Source organism: Halohasta litchfieldiae, from assembly GCF_002788215.1.
Lineage (GTDB): Archaea > Halobacteriota > Halobacteria > Halobacteriales > Haloferacaceae > Halohasta > Halohasta litchfieldiae.
Window position 1 is genome coordinate 1,877,118 of the sequence record NZ_CP024845.1, and the last position, 19,601, is coordinate 1,896,718.

The 19,601-nt window shown below is 60.4% G+C and carries 19 protein-coding genes; 15 read left to right on the top strand and 4 right to left on the bottom strand.

Translation table 11 applies throughout. The features are described from left to right. Window positions 1–98 precede the first annotated feature (98 nt). Genes HALTADL_RS09460 through HALTADL_RS09485 form a run of 6 tightly spaced genes read left to right on the top strand, consistent with a single transcriptional unit; the run spans window position 99 to window position 5,503 of the window. On the top strand, window positions 99–353 hold the full coding sequence (locus HALTADL_RS09460; protein WP_089670543.1) for a hypothetical protein: 255 nt from the start codon (window positions 99–101) through the stop codon (window positions 351–353). A gap of 21 nt (window positions 354–374) precedes the next feature. Continuing rightward, window positions 375–956 carry a V-type ATP synthase subunit E gene (locus HALTADL_RS09465; protein WP_089670542.1) on the top strand — a complete coding sequence of 194 codons (582 nt, stop codon included), beginning with the start codon at window positions 375–377 and terminating at the stop codon, window positions 954–956. Continuing rightward, window positions 953–1,999, top strand: coding sequence for a V-type ATP synthase subunit C (locus HALTADL_RS09470; RefSeq protein ID WP_089670541.1), 1,047 nt, complete (start codon window positions 953–955; stop codon window positions 1,997–1,999). The genes HALTADL_RS09465 and HALTADL_RS09470 overlap by 4 nt, the downstream gene beginning before the upstream one ends. Next, window positions 1,996–2,322, top strand: a complete 327-nt coding sequence (locus HALTADL_RS09475) for a V-type ATP synthase subunit F (RefSeq protein ID WP_089670540.1) — start codon at window positions 1,996–1,998, stop codon at window positions 2,320–2,322. Before HALTADL_RS09470 ends, HALTADL_RS09475 begins: the two co-directional genes overlap by 4 nt. 2 nt (window positions 2,323–2,324) lie before the next feature. Continuing rightward, window positions 2,325–4,082, top strand: coding sequence for an ATP synthase subunit A (locus tag HALTADL_RS09480; protein ID WP_089670539.1), 1,758 nt, complete (start codon window positions 2,325–2,327; stop codon window positions 4,080–4,082). Next, complete coding sequence (locus HALTADL_RS09485) at window positions 4,082–5,503, top strand: ATP synthase subunit B (protein ID WP_089670538.1); 1,422 nt, start codon at window positions 4,082–4,084, stop codon at window positions 5,501–5,503. Before HALTADL_RS09480 ends, HALTADL_RS09485 begins: the two co-directional genes overlap by 1 nt. Window positions 5,504–5,533: 30 nt before the next feature. Here the strand turns inward: HALTADL_RS09485 and HALTADL_RS09490 are convergent, their stop codons facing one another. Together HALTADL_RS09490 and HALTADL_RS09495 are read right to left on the bottom strand one after the other, a co-directional pair. After that, on the bottom strand, window positions 5,534–6,142 hold the full coding sequence (locus tag HALTADL_RS09490) for a peptidylprolyl isomerase (protein ID WP_394327347.1): 609 nt from the start codon (window positions 6,140–6,142) through the stop codon (window positions 5,534–5,536). A gap of 114 nt (window positions 6,143–6,256) precedes the next feature. Beyond that, window positions 6,257–7,168, bottom strand: a complete 912-nt coding sequence (locus HALTADL_RS09495) for a glycosyltransferase (protein WP_089670537.1) — start codon at window positions 7,166–7,168, stop codon at window positions 6,257–6,259. A gap of 127 nt (window positions 7,169–7,295) precedes the next feature. Here HALTADL_RS09495 and HALTADL_RS09500 point away from each other — a divergent pair, with 127 nt between their 5' ends. From HALTADL_RS09500 to HALTADL_RS09530, 7 genes are all read left to right on the top strand, one after another. Then, complete coding sequence (locus HALTADL_RS09500; RefSeq protein WP_089670536.1) at window positions 7,296–8,087, top strand: sugar phosphate isomerase/epimerase family protein; 792 nt, start codon at window positions 7,296–7,298, stop codon at window positions 8,085–8,087. Continuing rightward, window positions 8,072–9,367 carry a CDP-glycerol glycerophosphotransferase family protein gene (locus HALTADL_RS09505; protein ID WP_089670535.1) on the top strand — a complete coding sequence of 432 codons (1,296 nt, stop codon included), beginning with the start codon at window positions 8,072–8,074 and terminating at the stop codon, window positions 9,365–9,367. Before HALTADL_RS09500 ends, HALTADL_RS09505 begins: the two co-directional genes overlap by 16 nt. Before the next feature lie 54 nt (window positions 9,368–9,421). After that, window positions 9,422–10,333: a glycerophosphodiester phosphodiesterase gene (locus HALTADL_RS09510; protein ID WP_162551709.1), complete on the top strand. Its 912-nt coding sequence runs from the start codon at window positions 9,422–9,424 to the stop codon at window positions 10,331–10,333. Between the two features lie 246 nt (window positions 10,334–10,579). Then, a complete protein-coding gene (locus HALTADL_RS09515) occupies window positions 10,580–12,127 on the top strand; it encodes an HAD-IIA family hydrolase (RefSeq protein WP_089670533.1) in 1,548 nt (515 codons plus the stop codon). A gap of 87 nt (window positions 12,128–12,214) precedes the next feature. Further along, entirely contained in the window at window positions 12,215–12,955 is a 741-nt protein-coding gene (locus HALTADL_RS09520) for a bacteriorhodopsin (RefSeq protein ID WP_089670532.1), read from the top strand. Between the two features lie 102 nt (window positions 12,956–13,057). Beyond that, complete coding sequence (locus tag HALTADL_RS09525) at window positions 13,058–13,762, top strand: V-type ATP synthase subunit D (RefSeq protein ID WP_089670531.1); 705 nt, start codon at window positions 13,058–13,060, stop codon at window positions 13,760–13,762. 63 nt (window positions 13,763–13,825) lie between these two features. Beyond that, window positions 13,826–14,221 carry a DUF6276 family protein gene (locus tag HALTADL_RS09530; protein WP_143054101.1) on the top strand — a complete coding sequence of 132 codons (396 nt, stop codon included), beginning with the start codon at window positions 13,826–13,828 and terminating at the stop codon, window positions 14,219–14,221. Window positions 14,222–14,450: 229 nt separating this feature from the next. Here the strand turns inward: HALTADL_RS09530 and prf1 are convergent, their stop codons facing one another. Further along, window positions 14,451–15,698, bottom strand: coding sequence for a peptide chain release factor aRF-1 (gene prf1 / locus HALTADL_RS09535; RefSeq protein ID WP_089670529.1), 1,248 nt, complete (start codon window positions 15,696–15,698; stop codon window positions 14,451–14,453). Between the two features lie 159 nt (window positions 15,699–15,857). Between prf1 and HALTADL_RS09540 the strand changes: the two genes are divergently transcribed. Both HALTADL_RS09540 and HALTADL_RS17765 read left to right on the top strand, forming a co-directional pair. Next, window positions 15,858–17,486 (top strand): nucleotide-binding protein, encoded by a 1,629-nt coding sequence (locus HALTADL_RS09540; RefSeq protein ID WP_089670528.1) that lies wholly within the window; start codon window positions 15,858–15,860, stop codon window positions 17,484–17,486. 53 nt (window positions 17,487–17,539) lie between these two features. After that, window positions 17,540–17,671 carry a hypothetical protein gene (locus HALTADL_RS17765; RefSeq protein WP_265472926.1) on the top strand — a complete coding sequence of 44 codons (132 nt, stop codon included), beginning with the start codon at window positions 17,540–17,542 and terminating at the stop codon, window positions 17,669–17,671. 10 nt (window positions 17,672–17,681) lie between these two features. Here HALTADL_RS17765 and argS read toward each other — a convergent pair whose 3' ends face one another. Further along, the gene (gene argS / locus HALTADL_RS09545; protein WP_089670527.1) at window positions 17,682–19,439 is read right to left on the bottom strand and encodes an arginine--tRNA ligase; all 1,758 of its coding nucleotides are present in this window, start codon (window positions 19,437–19,439) and stop codon (window positions 17,682–17,684) included. Window positions 19,440–19,601: the final 162 nt, after the last annotated feature.

Below are 19,601 nucleotides of genomic sequence, written 5' to 3' on the forward strand. Positions count from 1 at the left end.
CCAACCAGCGGTTTTGGGAAGCTTTATGACCACGGTACGACCAACAAGAAAATGTTCGGCTACAAGCGAACGCAACTATAGCGGACAAAACATAATACATGAGTTTAGAACTTGCATCAGAACTCGGTAGTGTTGTACTACAGAACGGCGGCCCGGCACTCAGCCCAACGGCTGCTGCCGCACTCGGTGTCGGTCTCGCGGCGTTCGGTGCTGGCTATGCAGAGCGCGGAATCGGTGCCGCAGCAGTCGGCGCAATGGCCGAAAACGAGGACCTGTTCGTCCGCGGGCTTATTCTGACAGTCCTGCCCGAGACGCTCGTTATCCTCGCACTCGTCGCTGTGTTCCTGGTTTAAGCGACTTTTTCCTTTCAACCAATGAGTTTGGAACAAGTCGCAGACGACATCACAGACGAAGCCCGCGCGCGTGCGGATGAGATTCGCGCGGAGGCCGAGGAGCGCGCCGCGGAGATCATCTCGGAGGCCGACGTCGACGCCGAAGAGATAAACGACTCCCGCGCTGCCGAGGTCGACCGTCAGATCGAACAACAGCGCGAACAGGCGCTGTCGAGTGCGAAGCTCGAAGCCAAACAGCAGCGGCTTGAAGCCCGTCGTGACGTGCTGGGAGACGTCTACGACGCCATCGAGGATGCACTCATTGCGCTCCCCGACGACAAACGCGAAGAGCTGACCCGCAGCCTGCTCGATGCGGCGGCCGAGGAGTTCGATGACGGAGCCGATGTCTCCGTCTACGGCCGCGCTGACGACGAGCAGCTGATCACATCGATCCTTTCGGAGTACGACGGGTTCAGCTACGGCGGGCCACGCGAGTGTCTCGGCGGCGTCGTCGTCGAAAGCGAGACCTCTCGCGTTCGGGTGAACAACACCTTCGACTCGATTCTGGATTCGGTCTGGGACGAGCATTTGAAGGAACTATCGGCCCATCTGTTTGAGCAATGAGTACGACCGGAAGCTCAAACCCGGAGTACGTCAACGGCCGTGTCCGCGCCCGGCGCGCGGCACTGTTCAGTGACGACGAGTACCGGAAGCTCGTCCGGATGAGCCCCTCGGAGATCGCCCGCTACATGGAGGAATCCGAGTACGAACGCGAGATCAACGAGCTCGGCAGTCGACACAGCGGCGTCGACCTCGTCGAGTACTCGCTGAACCGGAACCTCGCAAAGCATTTCAACGATCTCCTTCGGTTCGCCGACGGAGAGCTCTACGATCTCATCGCACGCTATCTGCGCAAATTCGATGCGTGGAACGTCAAAACGATCATCCGTGGCATCTACACCGACGCCGGTCGGGATGCAATCGAGACGGACCTGATTCGTGCCGGTGAGTTCGACGACAAACTGATGGACCGCTTGCTCAACGCAGGCTCCATCGAGGATGTCGTCACGATCCTCGACCGGACGATGTTCGGCGAGCCGCTCGAAGCGGCGTTTGCAGACTTCGAGGAGACCGGTGTGTTGGTCCCGCTCGAAAACGCCGTCGACCGAGCGTTCTACGAACAACTGCTCGAAGACCTTCCGTCAGGCGAATCAATCGCTACCTATCGTGAGTTCCTCGAGTCCGAAATCGACTTCCGGAACGCCCGGAACGCACTCCGCTTGGCCCGGAGTGGGGCGGATATCGATCCGGCCGACTACTTCATCGAGGGCGGCAAGCTGTTCAGAGCCAGCGACCTGAACACGCTGGTGCAGAACCCCGATGAGCTGGTCAACCGGATTCGAGAGAGTCGGTACGGTCGACAGCTCTCGGAGCCACTGGATGAACTGGAAAACGCCGAGAGCCTCATCGAGTTCGAGCGCGCGCTCGAATCGGTGCTGCTGAAATATTCGCGTCGACTGGGGAACATCTATCCCCTGTCGGCCTCGCCGGTGATCGCCTACATCCTGATGAAGGAACGCGAGGTCGAAAACATTCGAGCAATCGCTCGCGGCCGCGAGGCCGGACTGAGCGAAACCGAAATCGAACAGGAGCTGGTCATCCTATGAGCCAAGAAATTGCCGTGATCGGCAGTCCGGATTTCACCACCGGCTTTAGGCTCGCTGGCGTCCGTGAGTTCGAAAACGTCCCCAACGATCAGAAGGACGAGGAACTCGACGCTGCGGTCGAGCGTGTCCTCGACGACGAGGACGTGGGGATTATTGTCATGCACGACGAAGACCTTGAGTACCTCTCGCGTGGGGCACGCAAGGCCGTCGAGACGAGCGTCGAGCCGACGCTTGTCACCCTTGGTGGCGGTGCTGGCAGCGGTGGACTACGCGGACAGATCAAACGAGCCATCGGAATCGATCTGATGGAGGAAGAAGACTAATTATGAGTCAAGCAACGCAACAGGACGTCGGCAACGGCGTCATCGAAAGCGTCAGTGGGCCGGTCGTTACCGCCCGCGATCTCGACGCCCGGATGAACGACGTCGTCTACGTCGGCGACGAAGGGCTGATGGGTGAGGTTATCGAGATCGAAGGCAACATCACGACGATTCAGGTCTACGAGGAGACCTCGGGCGTTGGCCCGGGCGAGCCTGTCGAAAACACAGGCGAGCCGCTGTCGGTCGACCTCGGTCCCGGTATGCTGGACGCCATCTACGATGGTACTCAGCGCCCACTCGACGTGCTGGAAGAGAAGATGGATAGCGCGTTTCTCGACCGCGGTGTCGATGCCCCCGGTATCGACTTGGAGAAACTGTGGGAGTTCGAACCAACTGCCGAGGTCGGCGACGACGTCGAACCCGGCGACGTGATCGGTACCGTCGAGGAGACGGTCACGATCACACACAAGGTCATGGTGCCACCGGACTACGAGGGCGGCGAAATCACCGCCATCGAATCCGGCGAGTTCAACGTCGACGAGACGGTTGCCGAACTCGATAGCGGCGAAGAAGTCACCATGCATCAGGAGTGGCCCGTCCGAGAGGCCCGACCATCCGTCGAAAAGAAGACGCCCCGGAAACCGCTCGTTTCCGGCCAGCGTGTGCTCGATGGCCTGTTCCCGATTGCGAAAGGTGGAACGGCCGCAATTCCTGGTCCGTTCGGATCGGGGAAGACGGTCACCCAACACCAGCTCGCCAAATGGGCCGACGCGGACATCGTCGTCTACGTCGGCTGTGGTGAGCGTGGCAACGAGATGACTGAGGTAATCGAGGACTTCCCAGAGCTGGAAGATCCGAAAACGGGCAACCCGCTGATGGCCCGAACCTCGCTCATCGCCAACACGTCGAACATGCCCGTCGCAGCACGTGAGTCCTGTATTTACACGGGAATCACCATCGCTGAGTACTACCGCGACATGGGGTACGACGTGGCACTGATGGCCGACTCCACCTCGCGGTGGGCCGAGGCCATGCGGGAGATTTCGTCCCGACTCGAAGAGATGCCCGGTGAGGAAGGCTACCCGGCCTACCTCGCAGCGCGTCTCAGCCAGTTCTACGAGCGAGCCGGCTACTTCGAGAACATCAACGGCAGCGAAGGGTCTGTGTCTGTCATCGGCGCAGTCTCGCCACCCGGCGGCGACTTCTCCGAGCCAGTCACCCAGAACACGCTGCGTATCGTCAAGACGTTCTGGGCGCTGGATGCTGACCTCGCAGAGAGGCGGCACTTCCCATCGATCAACTGGAACGAGTCGTATTCGCTCTACCGCGAACAGCTCGATCCATGGTTCGAAGACAACGTCACCGAGGACTGGTCGGAGATCCGCCAGTGGGCAATCGATGTCCTCGACGAAGAGGCGGAGCTCAAAGAGATCGTCCAGCTGGTCGGTAAGGACGCCCTGCCCGACGACCAGCAGCTGACACTCGAGATCGCTCGCTACCTGCGTGAGGCGTATCTCCAGCAGAACGCCTTCCACCCGACGGACACGTTCTGCCCGCCGGAGAAGACCTACCTCATCCTCACCGCGGCCAAAACGCTCAACGACGAGGCGTTCGACGCCCTCGACGCTGGCGTTCCTGTCGAGGACCTGACCTCGCTTGAGTCGGCCCCACAGATCAACCGGATCGGTGTCCAAGAGGAGTACGAAGAGTACGTTGCAGACCTCAAAGACGACCTTACCGAAGAGATTCGGGGGATGTACTAATGAAAGAGTATCAGACTATCAACGAGATCAGTGGCCCGCTCGTCTACGCCGAAGTCGACGAGCCGATTGGCTACGACGAGATCGTCGAAATCGAGACCGACGACGGCCGCACGCTGCGCGGTCAGGTGCTCGAATCTAGCGACGGCCTGGTCGCGATTCAGGTCTTCGAAGGAACCAGCGGGATCGACCGCAAGGCCTCGGTTCGGTTCCTCGGCGAGACCCTCAAAATGCCTGTCACCGAAGATCTGCTCGGTCGAGTGATGGACGGAACGGGACAGCCAATCGACGGCGGTCCCGAGATCGTCCCCGAGTCCCGCGAGGACATTATCGGGTCGGCGATCAACCCCTTCTCGCGAGAGTATCCCGAGGAGTTCATCCAGACGGGTGTTTCGGCCATCGACGGCATGAACACCCTCGTGCGGGGCCAGAAGCTGCCGATCTTCTCGGCATCCGGTCTGCCGCACAACGATCTGGCACTCCAGATCGCCCGTCAGGCAACCGTGCCTGAAGAAGAGGAAGGCGACGAAGACGACGACGGCAGCGAGTTCGCCGTGGTCTTCGGTGCGATGGGGATTACCCAGGAAGAGGCAAACGAGTTCATGAAGGACTTCGAGCGTACTGGAGCCCTTGAGCGCTCGGTTGTCTTCACCAACCTCGCGGACGACCCCGCAGTCGAGCGGACGGTCACGCCGCGACTCGCACTCACCACCGCCGAATACCTCGCCTTCGAGAAGGATTACCACGTGCTGGTGATCCTCACCGACATGACCAACTACTGTGAGGCGCTCCGAGAGATCGGTGCCGCACGTGAGGAGGTCCCGGGTCGACGTGGCTACCCCGGTTACATGTACACTGACTTGGCAACGCTCTACGAGCGAGCCGGTCGAATCGAAGGCCGTGAGGGCTCTGTCACGCAGATTCCGATCTTGACTATGCCCGGCGACGACGACACCCACCCGATCCCCGATCTGACGGGGTACATTACGGAGGGACAGATCTACGTCGACCGTGACCTCAACAGTCAGGGCGTCAAGCCCCCGGTCAACGTGCTGCCGAGCCTCTCGCGGCTGATGGACGACGGTATCGGCGAGGGTCTCACTCGTGAGGACCACGCCGACGTGTCGGACCAGATGTACGCGGCCTACGCCGAGGGTGAGGACCTTCGGGACCTCGTGAACATCGTCGGCCGAGAGGCACTCAGCGAACGGGACAACAAGTATCTCGACTTCGCGGATGCCTTCGAGGGCGAGTTCGTCCAGCAGGGGTACGACACCAATCGTTCGATTGACGATACCCTGACGCTCGGCTGGGACCTGCTCAGCGAGCTGCCGAAAACCGAACTCAACCGGATCGACGAGGACCTGATCGACGAGTACTATCAGGAAGACGAAGGCGAAACCGTCGACGCGACCGCCGACTGAGCAGTCGACTGTCTTTCGATTTTCTTCGTTTTATTCGGTGTCGACCGAGACCGATTCGAGAACCACCGGGTCAACCGGTCGATCATTCTCGTCAGTCTCAACCGACCCGATTTCGCGGACAACATCCATGCCGTTTGTGACCTGCCCGAACACTGAGTGTCGACCGTCGAGCTGTGGCACTGCCTCAAGCGTGATAAAGAACTGCGAGCCGTTAGTATCGGGGCCGGAGTTGGCCATCGATAGCGTCCCGGGGCTGTCGTGGCTGAGCTCCTCGTGGAACTCGTCGTCGAACTGGTAGCCGGGGCCGCCGCGTCCGGTGCCGGTTCGGTCGCCAGTCTGGATCATAAAGCCCTCTATGACGCGGTGGAACAGCACGTCATCGTAGAGGGGTTCGCCGTCGACCGTCTCGCCGGTTTCCGGATCGGTCCACTCCTTTGAGCCGGTTGCGAGGCCAACGAAGTTGTCGACTGTTTGGGGTGCTCGGTCGCCGTAGAGGTCGACTGTGATTTCGCCCATGCTCGTCTGGAGGGTTGCCCTCTGCGTCCCATCCAACTGTGAGCCGTCAGTCGCGTCCGAACTGTCGGTCGAATCCGAGCCGTCAGTCGCCGCAGGACTGTCGCCGGTACAGCCAGCAAGCAGTCCAGTGGCAGTCAGCGCCAACAGTGTTCGTCTGTGCAGAGACATGTTTTGTGTGTCCTTGTCTGGCAGCGATATACCGGTATTGATTCGTGTGTTTCGCCGTTCGATCGACCGTTAGGCGTCGACTACCACCTCGAATCGCTCGGGCCAGTGGTAGCGTCGACCGCCCCAGACGAAACTCCGACCAAAGCTGTAGAGCAACAACGGAAACTGGGCGATGAGTGCCGGATACGTCAGGAGTACTGTCCACCGAAAAACCCCGAAATACGCATAGACCATCGCCATCCCAGCGGTCGACACCACAGCCGACGGCAGTGGAAACAGCAGACAGCAGGCGAAATAAAAGGCTGCCAGCGGGACGGTCACGTTCGGATACGGTGAAAAGTATTGGACGATCTGCATAAACCGCGTATTTCGTTCGAGACTCTCGCCGACCGTGCCGCCAACTCCGACCCGCCGGACTCGCTTGACCGGCGTTACGTCCAAGTATGCCCCCAACAATCCGTCGTCGCTGACTGTCTGCCGGAGATGATTTAAAAAGGCCGCCTCATCGAGGTCGTCACGCTCGAAGATGACCGCACCACCCCATGGTTTATTGATAAGTGTGAGTCCCGCGGTCGCCCCCATCATGTACATCGGTTCCAGCAGCGTCGACAACGGGTCGCGACCGATGAAAAACGGCACCTCCGTCGTCGGCCCCTGCCGGTCGTAGTCGACCTGCAGATCGGCAAGCCACTCTGGCGGGTGGTGAAAGTCGTCATCAGTCCACACCAGCCGGTTGTGGCATGCGTCCTCCATCGCGGCGGCGATGGCGTTGGCCTTGCCCGAACAGCCTACTGGTTCACCAGCGACCACAAGCCGCACGCGATCCGGAAACGAGTCGACCTCGTTGGCGATGGGATCTGCCTCCGTGTCACAGACGACGAGCAGTTCGTCGTCCGGGCCGACGAGCTGATCGGCGATATGGTCGATCACAGCTGTCTGCCGCACTGTCGGCAGAATAACGCTCGTCGGTGGCCTCTCCATACGAACCTGTACAGACAGCGAGTGTGTAAGGACGTCGACACCGCTCTGCACAGTCGACCTATCGGCAGTGGCGATACTCCGTCTGCAAGGCAGAGTCGATTTGTAAGTGGCGTTATAACGAACAGCCATGACCAGTACACGCGTCGGGTTCGTCACCCAGACACATACCGGAGCGGTGACGCCCATCGAGTCGATCCAGTGGGCCGCCGATCTGGGCTACGATTTCGTCGAGATCTATATGGACGGGGCCTCCGAGCGCACCCGGTTGGACCGAGAGGCGATCACCGAGGCTCTCGAACAAAGTGGCGTCGACTGTTCGGTTCATCTCCCCTTTGTCGACCTTGATCTCGGGACGCCCAGAAACAAGGTCCGAGAGGGGTCGATCCGGGAGCTTCGGGCCTGCCTGGATGCGGCGGCAGATCTCGGCGCCGAGAAGGCAGTCCTCCACGCCAGCACTCATGCCACCGAACCCGAGTGGAGCGAGCGGACCACCAAACCCCGAATCTTGGCCTCCGTACGGGAGCTCGAAGCCTACGCGACCGCCCGGGGGATCGAACTCTGTGTGGAGAATCTTCCGGACAACATCTACTCGATCCATACTATCGAGGAGGTACTGGCCGAAACCGACGCCTCGCTGACCGTCGACACTGGTCACGCACGAGTGTCGGGCTTCTCGCCGGCTGACACCGCCGCGTTCCTTGACGAGCATCGGGACCGGGTTTCGCATATTCACGTCAACGACGCCCGGCAGGCACGCGACGAACACGTGCCGGTTGGCTCGGGGACGACCGATTTCGAGACCATCTTCGCGCCTCTCGAATCCAACTGGGAGGGAACCTTTTCGGTCGAAGCTTACACGTTTGACAAGGCGTATATGGAGTTGAGTAAGGCAAAACTCGACGCATGTCTCGGCTCCTAACTCGACTGGGTCGATTCCGAAGCTGGCTCGTCGACCGCTGGAACCGACTCACTTCGTGGCGGTCGTCTCTGGATCTGCTGTGGCAGTGGCTCCTGTATCTGATCGTCGAACGACTGTCGACGCTCTGGAACCGCGACCAACGGCTCTGGGTGTTCGGTGCGCGTGGCGGTACAGAGTTCGTCGACAACTCGAAATATCTGTATCTGTGGGTTGCTGCCAACGATCCCTCGATTCGGGCAGTCTGGCTGAGCAAAAACGAGACTGTCGTCGAGACGCTCCAACAGCATGGGTACGAGGCCTATCACGCCCACTCATTGCGGGGCCGTATTCTCACCCTTCGGGCCGGTGTCGTGTTTGTCACCCAAGGATTGCGGGACGTTCATATGGGCTCTACTGCGGGTGCAACACTCGTCCAGCTTTGGCACGGGCTTCCACTCAAAACGATTGCGTGGGATGCTGAGTGGGCCGACCAGCCGTGGCCCGTCCGGCGGTGTCACCGATATATGGCGAGTGAGATCGATCTCGTCACTGCGCCGTCGACTGCGGCCATCGAGCCGCTTGCATCAGGACTCGGCATTGATCCCGAGCGATTCGTCGTGACGGGGTATCCACGTACGGATGTGTTTGCCGATGCTGTCGAAGATGCAGCACTGACCGTCGACACTGATCTCATCGAACGTATCGAAACCCGTGCCAGTGAGAGTTCGGTCGTGTTCTACCTCCCGACCTACCGGGGTGATGGAGAGTCGTTCGTTGAAGCCTTCGACGCCGATGCAGTTGGCACCGCACTTGCAGACAGCGAAGCCCACCTCTACGTCAAGGCTCACCCTCACGAGCCGGTACCCAACGCCGCGAGCCATCCACGGATTCACTGGCTTCCCGCCTCGGTCGACCCGTACCTCGTGTTACCCCACGCCGACGTGTTACTCACTGACTACTCGTCGGTATACTTCGATTACTTGGCGGTCGACCGGCCCATCGTCTTTTTCGCCTACGACCGGGCGTCCTACACTGCCACTCGTGGGTTCTACTTCGACTACGATGCGGTAACACCCGGTGAGATCGTCACCGACGCCGACGCACTTCCAGCGGCGCTCACTGCTGCACTCGACGCCGCAACCGGGGGTACTGATCCGTACGCAGTCGACCGCCAGCAACTCCTGACGCAGTTCTGTACGGCAACTTCAGGCAACGCATCGCAGGCGGTGCATGCAACTGTTAGGGCACTCCTTTCTGATGAATTCCAACCGACAACGACTGTCTCAGCAACAAACAACTGAAATCTGATACGTCTGATAGAACAATTTAAGTATGCGTCACCTAAGGCTCCCGTAGTGACATCGGGGAACCCGAACGGGGGGCTTACGACCGTATCTGGGCACCGGACGGTAGCCGAACCGAACGTGATCGCACACCGTGGCTTCGCTGGTATCTATCCTGAAAACACCGTGGCCGCAGTCGAAGGCTCGGTGGCCGACGGACGGGCATCGACAGTCGAGGTCGACGTGATGCCGACCGCCGATGGCGAGATCGTGGTGTTTCACGACGACGACCTCTCTCGGCTGACAAATGCACCGGACTCGGTGTCGGGCACTAATATCTGGGAGCTACCCTACGACCGAATTACTGGCTACAGCGTGCTGGGAACGACGCAGTCGGTCCCACTGTTGACCGACGTGTTAGCAGCGATCCCGCCGGAGTTCAGCATTAATATCGAATTAAAAAACCCCGGCTGTGAGAAGTTACGGTTTGCCGAAACATTGGACGAAGCTGCACTCGATGCGGCGACCGACCGCTGGCGAAGCTTCGTTGGGAGCGTGGTTGATCTCGCGACTGACAGTGACCACGAGCTGCTCGTCTCATCGTTTTATGAGGGGGCGCTGGCTGCGATCCGCGAGATCGACCCCTCAATCCCGATTGCCTCGGTGTTTTATGATTCCGTCGACACGGGGCTGGAACTCAGTCGACGGTACGATGTCGAGGCGATTCATCCGCCGTGGAATATGGTAACCGGGAGTACGTTGCCTGACGCGCCGGTTTCGGGCTCGTTCGACGACGTCGACCTCGTCGACATCGCCCATGAGGAGGGACGACAGGTCAATGCGTGGACCGTGACGACGTGGCATCAGGCTGCCGAACTCCAGCAGGCCGGCGTCGACGGAGTTATCACCGACTATCCGGGTGTCTGCACCGCTCAGCGGCCACCCGCCGACGCTCCATCTACGCCGCAGTCGGCTAGTGAGTAGTAACTCTCTCCTTCGCGCGCGACTGGTGCTGTCTCGGCTGACTGTTGACCGGAACGGGTATGGGTGAGTCCTGTCTCAACCTGACAACTATCCCTGTGTAGTCGGCTGTATCTTGTATATATAGACGCGCTGAGTATATTGATGGGTTGTGGTGTTTGGGTAGTAAGGGGTGCATACTCATCCATTGTATCGGACTGCTGGCCGCGGACTTTTGAGCCCAACCCCTATCTTCTCGGTGGTGAACTCATGAACGCAGTCATCTTAGCGGCCGGTACCGGATCACGGCTTCGACCACTGACTATCGATCAGCCGAAAGCCTGTGTCACCGTCGACGGTGTCCCGATCCTCGAACACCAGATACGGGCCTACGACGCCGCGGGGTTCGAGTCCATCTCGGTCGTCACCGGCTATATGCCCGCCAAGATCAGGGAACTCTGTGACCGGCTCTCGGAGGAACTGCCAGTCGACATCGGGCTGATCCACAACGAGGCGTTTGCCAACACGGACAATATGTACTCGTTGTACTGTGCCCGCGAGGAGATCGCTGGCGAGCCGTTCGTCCTCAGCAACGGCGATGTCGTCTTCGAACCGGAGGTCGTCGACCGGCTGGCGGAGCTTGACGACCACAGCGCGGTTGCGGTCGACGCCGATCAGTACGATCCGGAGGCGATGAAGATCACCGTCGACGAGCAGGGGGCTGTCGATGGGATCTCCAAAGAGTTCGATGCCGAGGCGGCCGCCGCCACCTCGATTGATCTGTATCGGTTTTCGGCCGCAACCTCGGCGAAGCTGTTCGACCGCATCGTGCGGCGAATCGAAATCGATCAGGAGTACACCGCGTGGACCGAACTCGCCCTCGACGAACTGGTCGGGACCGCAAGCCACGATGTACGACCGGTCGACATTTCGGGTGCCAACTGGGTCGAGATCGACGATCAGGCGGATCTACTGGCGGCCGATCACACCTTTTCATCGCTCGGCGGACTCCATTCGAAGGAGGCGGTGTTTTTCGATCTCGATGGGACGATCTATCTCGATGAGACGCCGGTCGACGGCGCGGTCGAACTGGTTGAGGAACTCAGAGCCGCCGGCGTCGACGTCTACTTCCTGTCGAACAACTCCTCGCGGTGGAAACCCACCTATGCCGACCGGCTCTCGTCGCTCGGCATCGCCGCCGACCCCGACGACGTCATTCTGTCGACCGATGGCGTGATCGACTATCTCCAAACCAACGAGGTCGAGTCCAGCTACGTCGTCGGCACCGAAGCGATGCGAGGGGCGGTGGCTGAGGCTGGCATCGAGCCACAGGCGAGCGATCCGGAGACGGTCGTCGTCGGCTTCGACAGCGAACTCACCTACGAGAAAGTCGCGGCGGCGACGCTGGCGATCCGCGGCGGTGCGGAGTTCGTCCTCGCTCACGGCGACACGGTGTGTCCGACCGAAGCGGGGCTGATTCCGGACTGCGGCTCGATTGGCGCGCTGGTCGAGACGGCGAGCGGTCGCTCACCCACGCAGATCTTCGGCAAACCCAATGAGAGAATGATCGACCACGTCATCGAACGGGAGGGATACGCTCCCTCGGAGGTCGTCATCGTCGGCGACCGGCTGTCGACTGATATCGAACTCGCCGACCGGTTGGGCTGTGGGTCGGTGTCGGTGCTGTCGGGTGAGACGACCCGCCGAGATATCGAGACTGCCGACCAAACTCCCTCGCTTGTCGTGGCATCGGTCGACGATCTTTCTGGAGACGAGACCGTCGGGACGCCGTCGATGACCGACCCCGGCGAGATCTGACTCGTTTCCGGCCGCACGTCTACATCCGAGTGAACCCTGACTAGTCAGGGAGAAGCTATTTGCTGATTCTGTTCGTAGTCTGTGTGTATGCTCCAAGCAACACCCGGTAGCGAATCGATATGGCTGTGGATCGGCACCATCGGCATGACACTCGGCATGCTGTATTTCATCGCCCGCGGCTGGGGTGTCACCGATAAGGAACAACAGCGGTTCTACGTGCTCACGATCTTCATTCCGGCCACCGCTGCGGTTTCGTACTTTGCAATGGCGACGGGGTTCGGTCTCACCGAGATCGACGTTGCCGGAGAAACGTTATCGATTTATTGGGCGCGGTACGCCGACTGGCTGATCACGACCCCGCTGTTGTTGATCGACCTCGCGTTACTCGCACAAGCAAGCCGTAACACGATCTATACGCTTGTGGGCCTCGACGTGCTGATGATCGTGACGGGGCTGATCGGTGCGCTGGCGCAGACACCGGCAATCCGAATCGTCTGGTGGGGAGTCAGCACTGCACTGTTGGTGTTCCTCTTGTACGTCCTCGTCCAGTCGCTCAACGAGGCCGCCAGCAGACAGACCGAGTCGGTGCGGAGCCTCACCACGACGCTCCGTAACATGCTCATCGTGTTGTGGCTGGCCTACCCGGTCGTCTGGATTCTCGGCACCGAGGGAACAATCGAATTCATTCCGCTGTACGTCGAGACGGCGGCGTTCATGGTGCTGGATCTGACCGCCAAGGTCGGGTTCGGATACGTCCTGCTCCGAAGTCATAATGTTCTCGACGAGGTCGCACACGTCGACTCGGCACCCGGTGCCGCCGTCGACTAACGACTACTGACAGATCACCGGCGGCCTTTTTATAATCGACGCGTCGAGAGCAACCGAAACTGAAAACCATTAACCTCCTCGCCCAACAAGCGCCTCTAAGAGATGGCCGAGGACGTTAAACCAACCCGGAAGAACCTGATGGCAATCGAGGACCGCATCGAGCTCTCCGAGCGGGGCCACGACACGCTCGAACAGAAGCGCGACGGGCTGATCATGGAGTTCATGGACATCCTCGATCAGGCCCAAGACGTGCGCGAGGACCTCAATGCGAACTACGATGTCGCCCAGCGGAAGCTCAACATGGCCCGGGCGATGGAAGGCGATGTCGCGGTTCGCGGTGCAGCCGCGGCACTGAAAGAACACCCTGAGATCACGACCCAGTCGAAAAACATCATGGGGGTCGTGGTCCCGCAGATCGAATCCTCGAAAGTCCGCAAATCCCTCGACGAGCGCGGGTACGGACTGCTCGGCTCGTCAGCTCGGATCGACGAGGCCGCCGACGCCTACGAGGAACTGCTCGAAACGATCATCCTCGCCGCCGAGGTCGAAACGGCGATGAAGAAGATGCTCAAGGAAATTGAAACGACCAAACGCCGCGTCAACGCCCTTGAGTTCAAACTGCTTCCCGACCTCTACGAGAACCAAGAGTACATCGAACAGAAGCTCGAAGAACAGGAACGCGAGGAGATCTTCCGTATGAAGAAGATCAAGGCCAAAAAGGAAGAAGCCGAAAAGGCCGAGCGTGAGGCCGAACAGGAGGCTGCGGCCGAGGCTGCCGAAGAAGACGTGGCCGTCGTCAGCGAGTAGTTCCGGGTCGACCACTCGTCGGCTATCCACTGCTGTTTTGCGGCTGCCTGCTGACTGTTATCTATGACAACGCAGTGCCCACGCTGTGAAGGGCCACGCTTTGCGGTTCGTGTGCCCTCGGAGCTTGCGACGTACACGGAGTCGACGGCCCTCGACTGCTGTCGACACTGTCTCTCGGTCACCCCCGGCGACCCGGACAATGTGTCCAGCGAACCACCGTTTCAGTCGATCATCCAGCGGTTTCCAACCGGCACCGAGGGCGTCGCATTCCTCGTTCTGCTCGACAAACTCGATTCGCTGGCGCTCAATCGCCGCGAAATCGAGTCGCTCGTCGACTATCTCGAAACGAACGGCGTCGACCTGTTTTTGACACTCGACCGGCTGCTCGACGAGCTGGAAGTCGATCCATATCTCGATTTGGGCCGTCGACGCGACCAGCTCGAACAGATGTTGGACTGACCACCAACAGATGTGGACGCTGAAAATAGGAGGATACAGCAGGGAGGACCGGATTGGGGGCCGGATGGGGGAACCGACACGATCCGGATGGAGTGAGGTGTGACAGTAGCGATGGGAGAACTGCCTCGACAGCTCTCGTATCGCTACACACGACTGTATAGCTAACAGATGGTTTGTTATATATCTCCTACGTCGCAAAAAACCGGAGTAAACACCGCCTACTAACCGTCTAGACGCCGGTCGAGTAGCGCAGAATACCGGCAACGCCGCCGAAGGCATCGAGGAGCTGTTCGCCTTTCTCGAAGTCAGTCGAGATGAATTTGACTTCGGTGCCGCGCTGTTCGGCGATGTCGATCAGATGGTCGATTGCGTCCTCGCGTTCGACCACCTCCGCCTCGGCGCCGTCCGAACACTCGTGGTCGGGGGTGTCATGTCGACGGTCGACCATTTCGTACTCGTCGGTGCCGTCACAGTCGTAGATCACCACGTCACTACGGAGGTCCTCGGAGATCAGCAGTCGGTCGACCGAGCCCATGATGAGGTTCCGCCGGGTGGGCTCGAAGCCGTAGGTCGACTCGTTGCCGACGTGGAGTTTCTCGAAGAACTCCTCCATCTGCTTTTTGTCTTTGACGACCTCTTGATCCGACAGCACCTCGCTGGCGGAGTCGACTAGATCGCTGAGGCCCGACTCGTCGGTGTAGGCCACATCGAACTTGCCGAGCACCATATCCTGCAGCTCGTGGTGGAGATAGTCGCCGTCGATGAACTCGTCTTTGGTCGGCGAGGGACCGCCAACCAGAATGCCGTCGAGATCGTGGCGTTTTGGTACCATCATCTCGTCGGCCATCTCGGCGACCTCCTGATAGAAGTTGTCGATGGCTTCGAGCCGGAGTCGGGCGAATCGCTGGGCGGACTGCCCACCTTTTCTCTGTTTGCCCGGAACCAGCGAGGACGCAGATTTGACTGGCTCGATGCGTTTGCCTTTGAGCCAGCCGACGTTGGCCTCTCGGCGGTCGAGGACGATCAGCCCGAACAGGCCTTTGTCGAGCAGCATGTTTTCGAGTGGTTCGGTGAGGAAATCCGAATCGCAGTGGTAACGGAACGACTGGATCGGCTCGGAGGGCGATTCGAGCACGCGGGTGACCATCTCGGTTTGGCCGCCGCCGCTGTCGACCGCGCCCGAGAAGATGACGATCCCATTGTCGGGCGGATAGGTGTCGTAGTAGCGGAGCCGGTCTTTGATCGAGGTCAGCGCATCCTGGACGTTGGTCCGGGTCTGCTTGGATTTGATGTTGGCGGCTTCCGAATGCTCTTGGATGACGTGTGAGACGACAGAGGAGACCTGCTTGTCGTCAGGAATGTAGATCGTGACGAGCTGTGTCCCCGAGCCCTCGTACTCTTGGAGCTCTTCGATGACCTTTCGGAACTCGTATTTCCGTCGGTCCTCGCTGGGTTGCTCGTCGGCGTCCGTACTCATTAGGTCTACTTCGCCCCGCAGACCGTAAGTATGCTTTGACTGGCCGAATCCACCAACCGATCAGTCGACCGAGGATTTTCGACCGCGGGATAGTTAGTCACTCACTAAAACCAGTCACTAGAGCGTACCTTTATATCCGCGTCGTGGTAGGACGACAGTATGGCACGGGTCTACGCGATAGCCAGCGCGAAAGGCGGCGTTGGCAAGACCACGACGACTGCAAATTTGGGGGCGACACTCGCGGGTGCGGGTGCGGATGTAGTGGTGATCGACGGCGATATCGGGATGGCGAATCTCGGTGCCGCACTCGGCGTGCGGCCCCACGGCGCAACCCTCCACGACGCACTCAGCGGGAGTGTCGAACCAGTAGCCGCCGCCTACGAGGGGCCGGCCGGACTCACCGTTGTTCCGGGCGACACCTCGCTGGAGGCGTTTTCGGCTGCCGATCCCCAACAGCTCCAGAGCGTCGTCGACGCCTTCGACGACGCCGACTACATTCTCATCGATGTCGGAGCGGGGGTTAGCCACGAAACCAGCGTTCCGCTATCGGTCGCCGACGCCGTCATACTGGTGTCGACGGCCGAGCGTGACGCGCTGGTCGATACCGAAAAGACGCGACAGCTCACCGACCGACTCGGCGGCGTCGTCGCGGGCGCGGTGCTCACCCGGACCGACGAGGGCGCACCCATCGAGGAGATCGTTAGTGGGACCCTAACTGCGGAGGTGTTGGCGACGATTCCCGAAGACGAGGCAGTTCGTGAGTCGATTGCGGTGGGTGAACCGCTGTTGAGCTACGGGCCCCACAGCGATGCTGCGGCTGCCTACCGACAGCTCGCCACCACACTTACTGGAATCGAACTGTCGTCGCCCGCCGACCCCTCCGCTGTCGACAGCGGTTCCGATGCCGAGACCGGGAGTGGGTCAGTGACGGTCGACAGCGACGCCGAGCCGGACAGCGAGCCAGCCGCCAGCACACCGGCCACTGACGCGACCAACGACACCGCTCCGGACTCCGGTGGGAGTGGTGGTTCTGCACCGGCTGTCGAGGATGACGACCGGTCGACCGCAACTGCCGAGGGCGGCGTCACAATCGACACTGGGACTGATTCCGCTGGAGACGCCGATACCGAACAGAACGGCAGCGACGACGAACACAACGTGGTCAACCCGTTTGCGGCCACACCGAAAGAAGACGTCCCTGACCAGCCCGCTGAGGGTGAATCGAAGTGGGCCGAAGCCGCCACCGGAACAGGTGGCGACGCTGACAGCGATGATATCCGGATCGATTCCAAAGGCGACTACGATGCCAGCAATCTCGAAGCCGGTTCCAGTGCCGACACCGGTGCTTCGGATATCGAGATCGAGTCCACAGACCGCGATCCCACTGATCACAGTGACGACGGCATCGAGGTCCAGCCCGAGAGCGACGAGGAATCCGTCCCACAGGATGCGATCCCGTTCGGCGGTGACGATGGTGACGACGACGCTGATCCGGCCGACGACACCTCACAGACGACTGTTCTTGGGGCGGAACTCGATGCGGAAGCCGCTGAGGCGGAGTCGACCGCGGCAACCGAGACTAACGATGCCGACAACAGCGACGATACCGACGATACCGATGACAGCGATGATGGGCCACTGATTCCGGACGCTGAGGAAACGGCGGCGGCCAACGCTGGGTCGGCAGTCGACGACAGCGACGAGGGAGTCGACGAAACCGAAGCAGACGACGATGACAATGAGGATAACGAGGAGAAACGCGGCTTCTTCAGTCGACTGTTCCGCTGATCAGAGATGTCCAAAAACGTGGTCTTCTTGTAGGCTGCGGTCGCAGTGCCGATATGGCAGAAAACGGATCAGTACCGTTCTGGTGGATCGTCGTCTTCCTACTACTGGCACTCGGGGCCGGCATCGGATCCGTGTTCCTCACCGGTGGGAGTATCTTCATCGCGCTCCCCGGATTATTACTGTAGTAGTCTCAGCCTACATCGAGTCCGGGGCTGCAACGCCGAGGACGGCAAGCGCATTTGCCACGGTGTGTTTTGCGGCCGCAACTACCGCAAGCCGGGCCTGCCGTGTATCGGCTTCCTCGGCGGTGAGCACCGGACAGGACCGATAGAACCCGTTGAAGCTCTCGGCGAGTTCCCGTGTGTAGGTGGCGATTCGGTGGGGTTCCAGATCCTCGCCAGCCTCCTCAATTACTGCTGGGAATCGCGCAAGGATGTCGAGCAGTTCGCGTTCTTCGGGCGTCGACAGCACCCCGGCATCGAGTCCGACTGGGTTGGGATCGGTGTCTGCCTCTTCGAGAATGCCACAACAGCGGGCGTGGACGTACTGCACGTAGGGTGCGGACTGAGCCTCGAAGTTCAGTGCCTCGTCCCATTTGAACGTGATTCCCTTCGTGGGCTGTTTCGAGACGATATCGTACCGTACTGCGCCGATACCGACCTGATGGGCGATGCGCTCGATGTCATCCTCGTCGAGGTCGTCGTCACGGATGCGGTCTTCGAGCCGGGTTTCGACCTCTTCGCGGGCGCGGTCGATGGCTTCGTCGAGCAAGTCATCCAGCATGACGCCGGTTCCTCGCCGAGTACTCATTTTTCCTTCGGGGAGGTTGACGTAGGAGTAGATCACGTCATCGAGCCGCGAGGCGTCGTTGCCGAGGATGTCGAGGGTGGCCTGTAGCTGGCCCGCCTGGAGTTTGTGGTCCTCGCCCAGAACCGTCACTGCGCGGTCGAAGTTGTCGAACTTCCACTCGTGGTGGGCCAGATCCCGTGTCGTATAGAGGCTGGTCCCATCAGAGCGGAGGAAGACGAGGTTCTTGTCGTAGCCGTAGTCGTCGAGTTCGAGCTGCCACGCATCCTCTTCGTAGACGGCATACTCTGTTTCTTTGAGTCGCTCGGCGACCTCATCAGTAGAGCCGTCGACCATGAACGTCGTCTCCTTGACGAACTCATCGAACTCCGCTGGGAGGCGGGCGAGACACTCCTTCATCCCCCCGAGGACTTGGTCGACGACCTCGCCGACGCGCTCGTAGGTCTCCTCGTCGCCGGCTTCGAGGCCCTGCAGAATCGACGCGATCTCGGCTTCGGCGGCCTCGACGGCCTCTTCGTCGGCGTCTTCGAGATAGGAGTTCCCTTTGCGGTAGTAGCGCACCAGATCGTACTCGGTGCGGTCGCGGGCCGGCTCGCTGTCGAGATCCGATTCGTCGAACTTCTCGTAGGCCCACGTGAAGACGGCCATCTGTCGACCCGCATCGTTGACGTAGTAGTGACGCTCGACATCGTAGCCCGCGAAATCCATGGCGTTGGCGACCGCATCGCCCAAAATCGGGTTTCGAGCGCGGCCAACGTGGACCGGTCCAGTTGGATTCGCGCTGGTGTGTTCGACGACGACCGATTCGCCTCGATCCGGGAGTCGACCGTACTCGTCGTCCTGGGCGGCATCGAGAGTGTCTGCCAGATAGGCATCGGTCGTATGGAAGTTGAGATACGGGCCTTGGGTGGAGACGTCACCGAGATACTCGTAGGGCGAGGTGTCGACGGCCTCGGCCAACTGTTGGGCGACCGCTGGTGGGGCCGCGCCGAGTTCGCCAGCGAGGCGGAACGAGACACTTGAGGCGAGCGTGGCGTCGAGATCTTCGGGCGGCTCCTCGATCCCGAGGTCGCCCGTCGGGAGATCGAGATCTGCTAAACAGGCGGCCATGGCGGTCTCGACCTCCGAGCGGAACGCGCTAAACATACCGCTCGGTTTCGCCCCGCTCCTAAAGGGCCTTCCGAACCTGCCGGGGTGTGTCTTCCCGTTTCAGTAGTTGGTGTCTACTGCCTTCGGTGCTCAGGGTGGCAACCGAGAGAGGCGGTCATGCTCGTTCGGAAACTGGCAGGTTCTGGATTGTGGCCACGT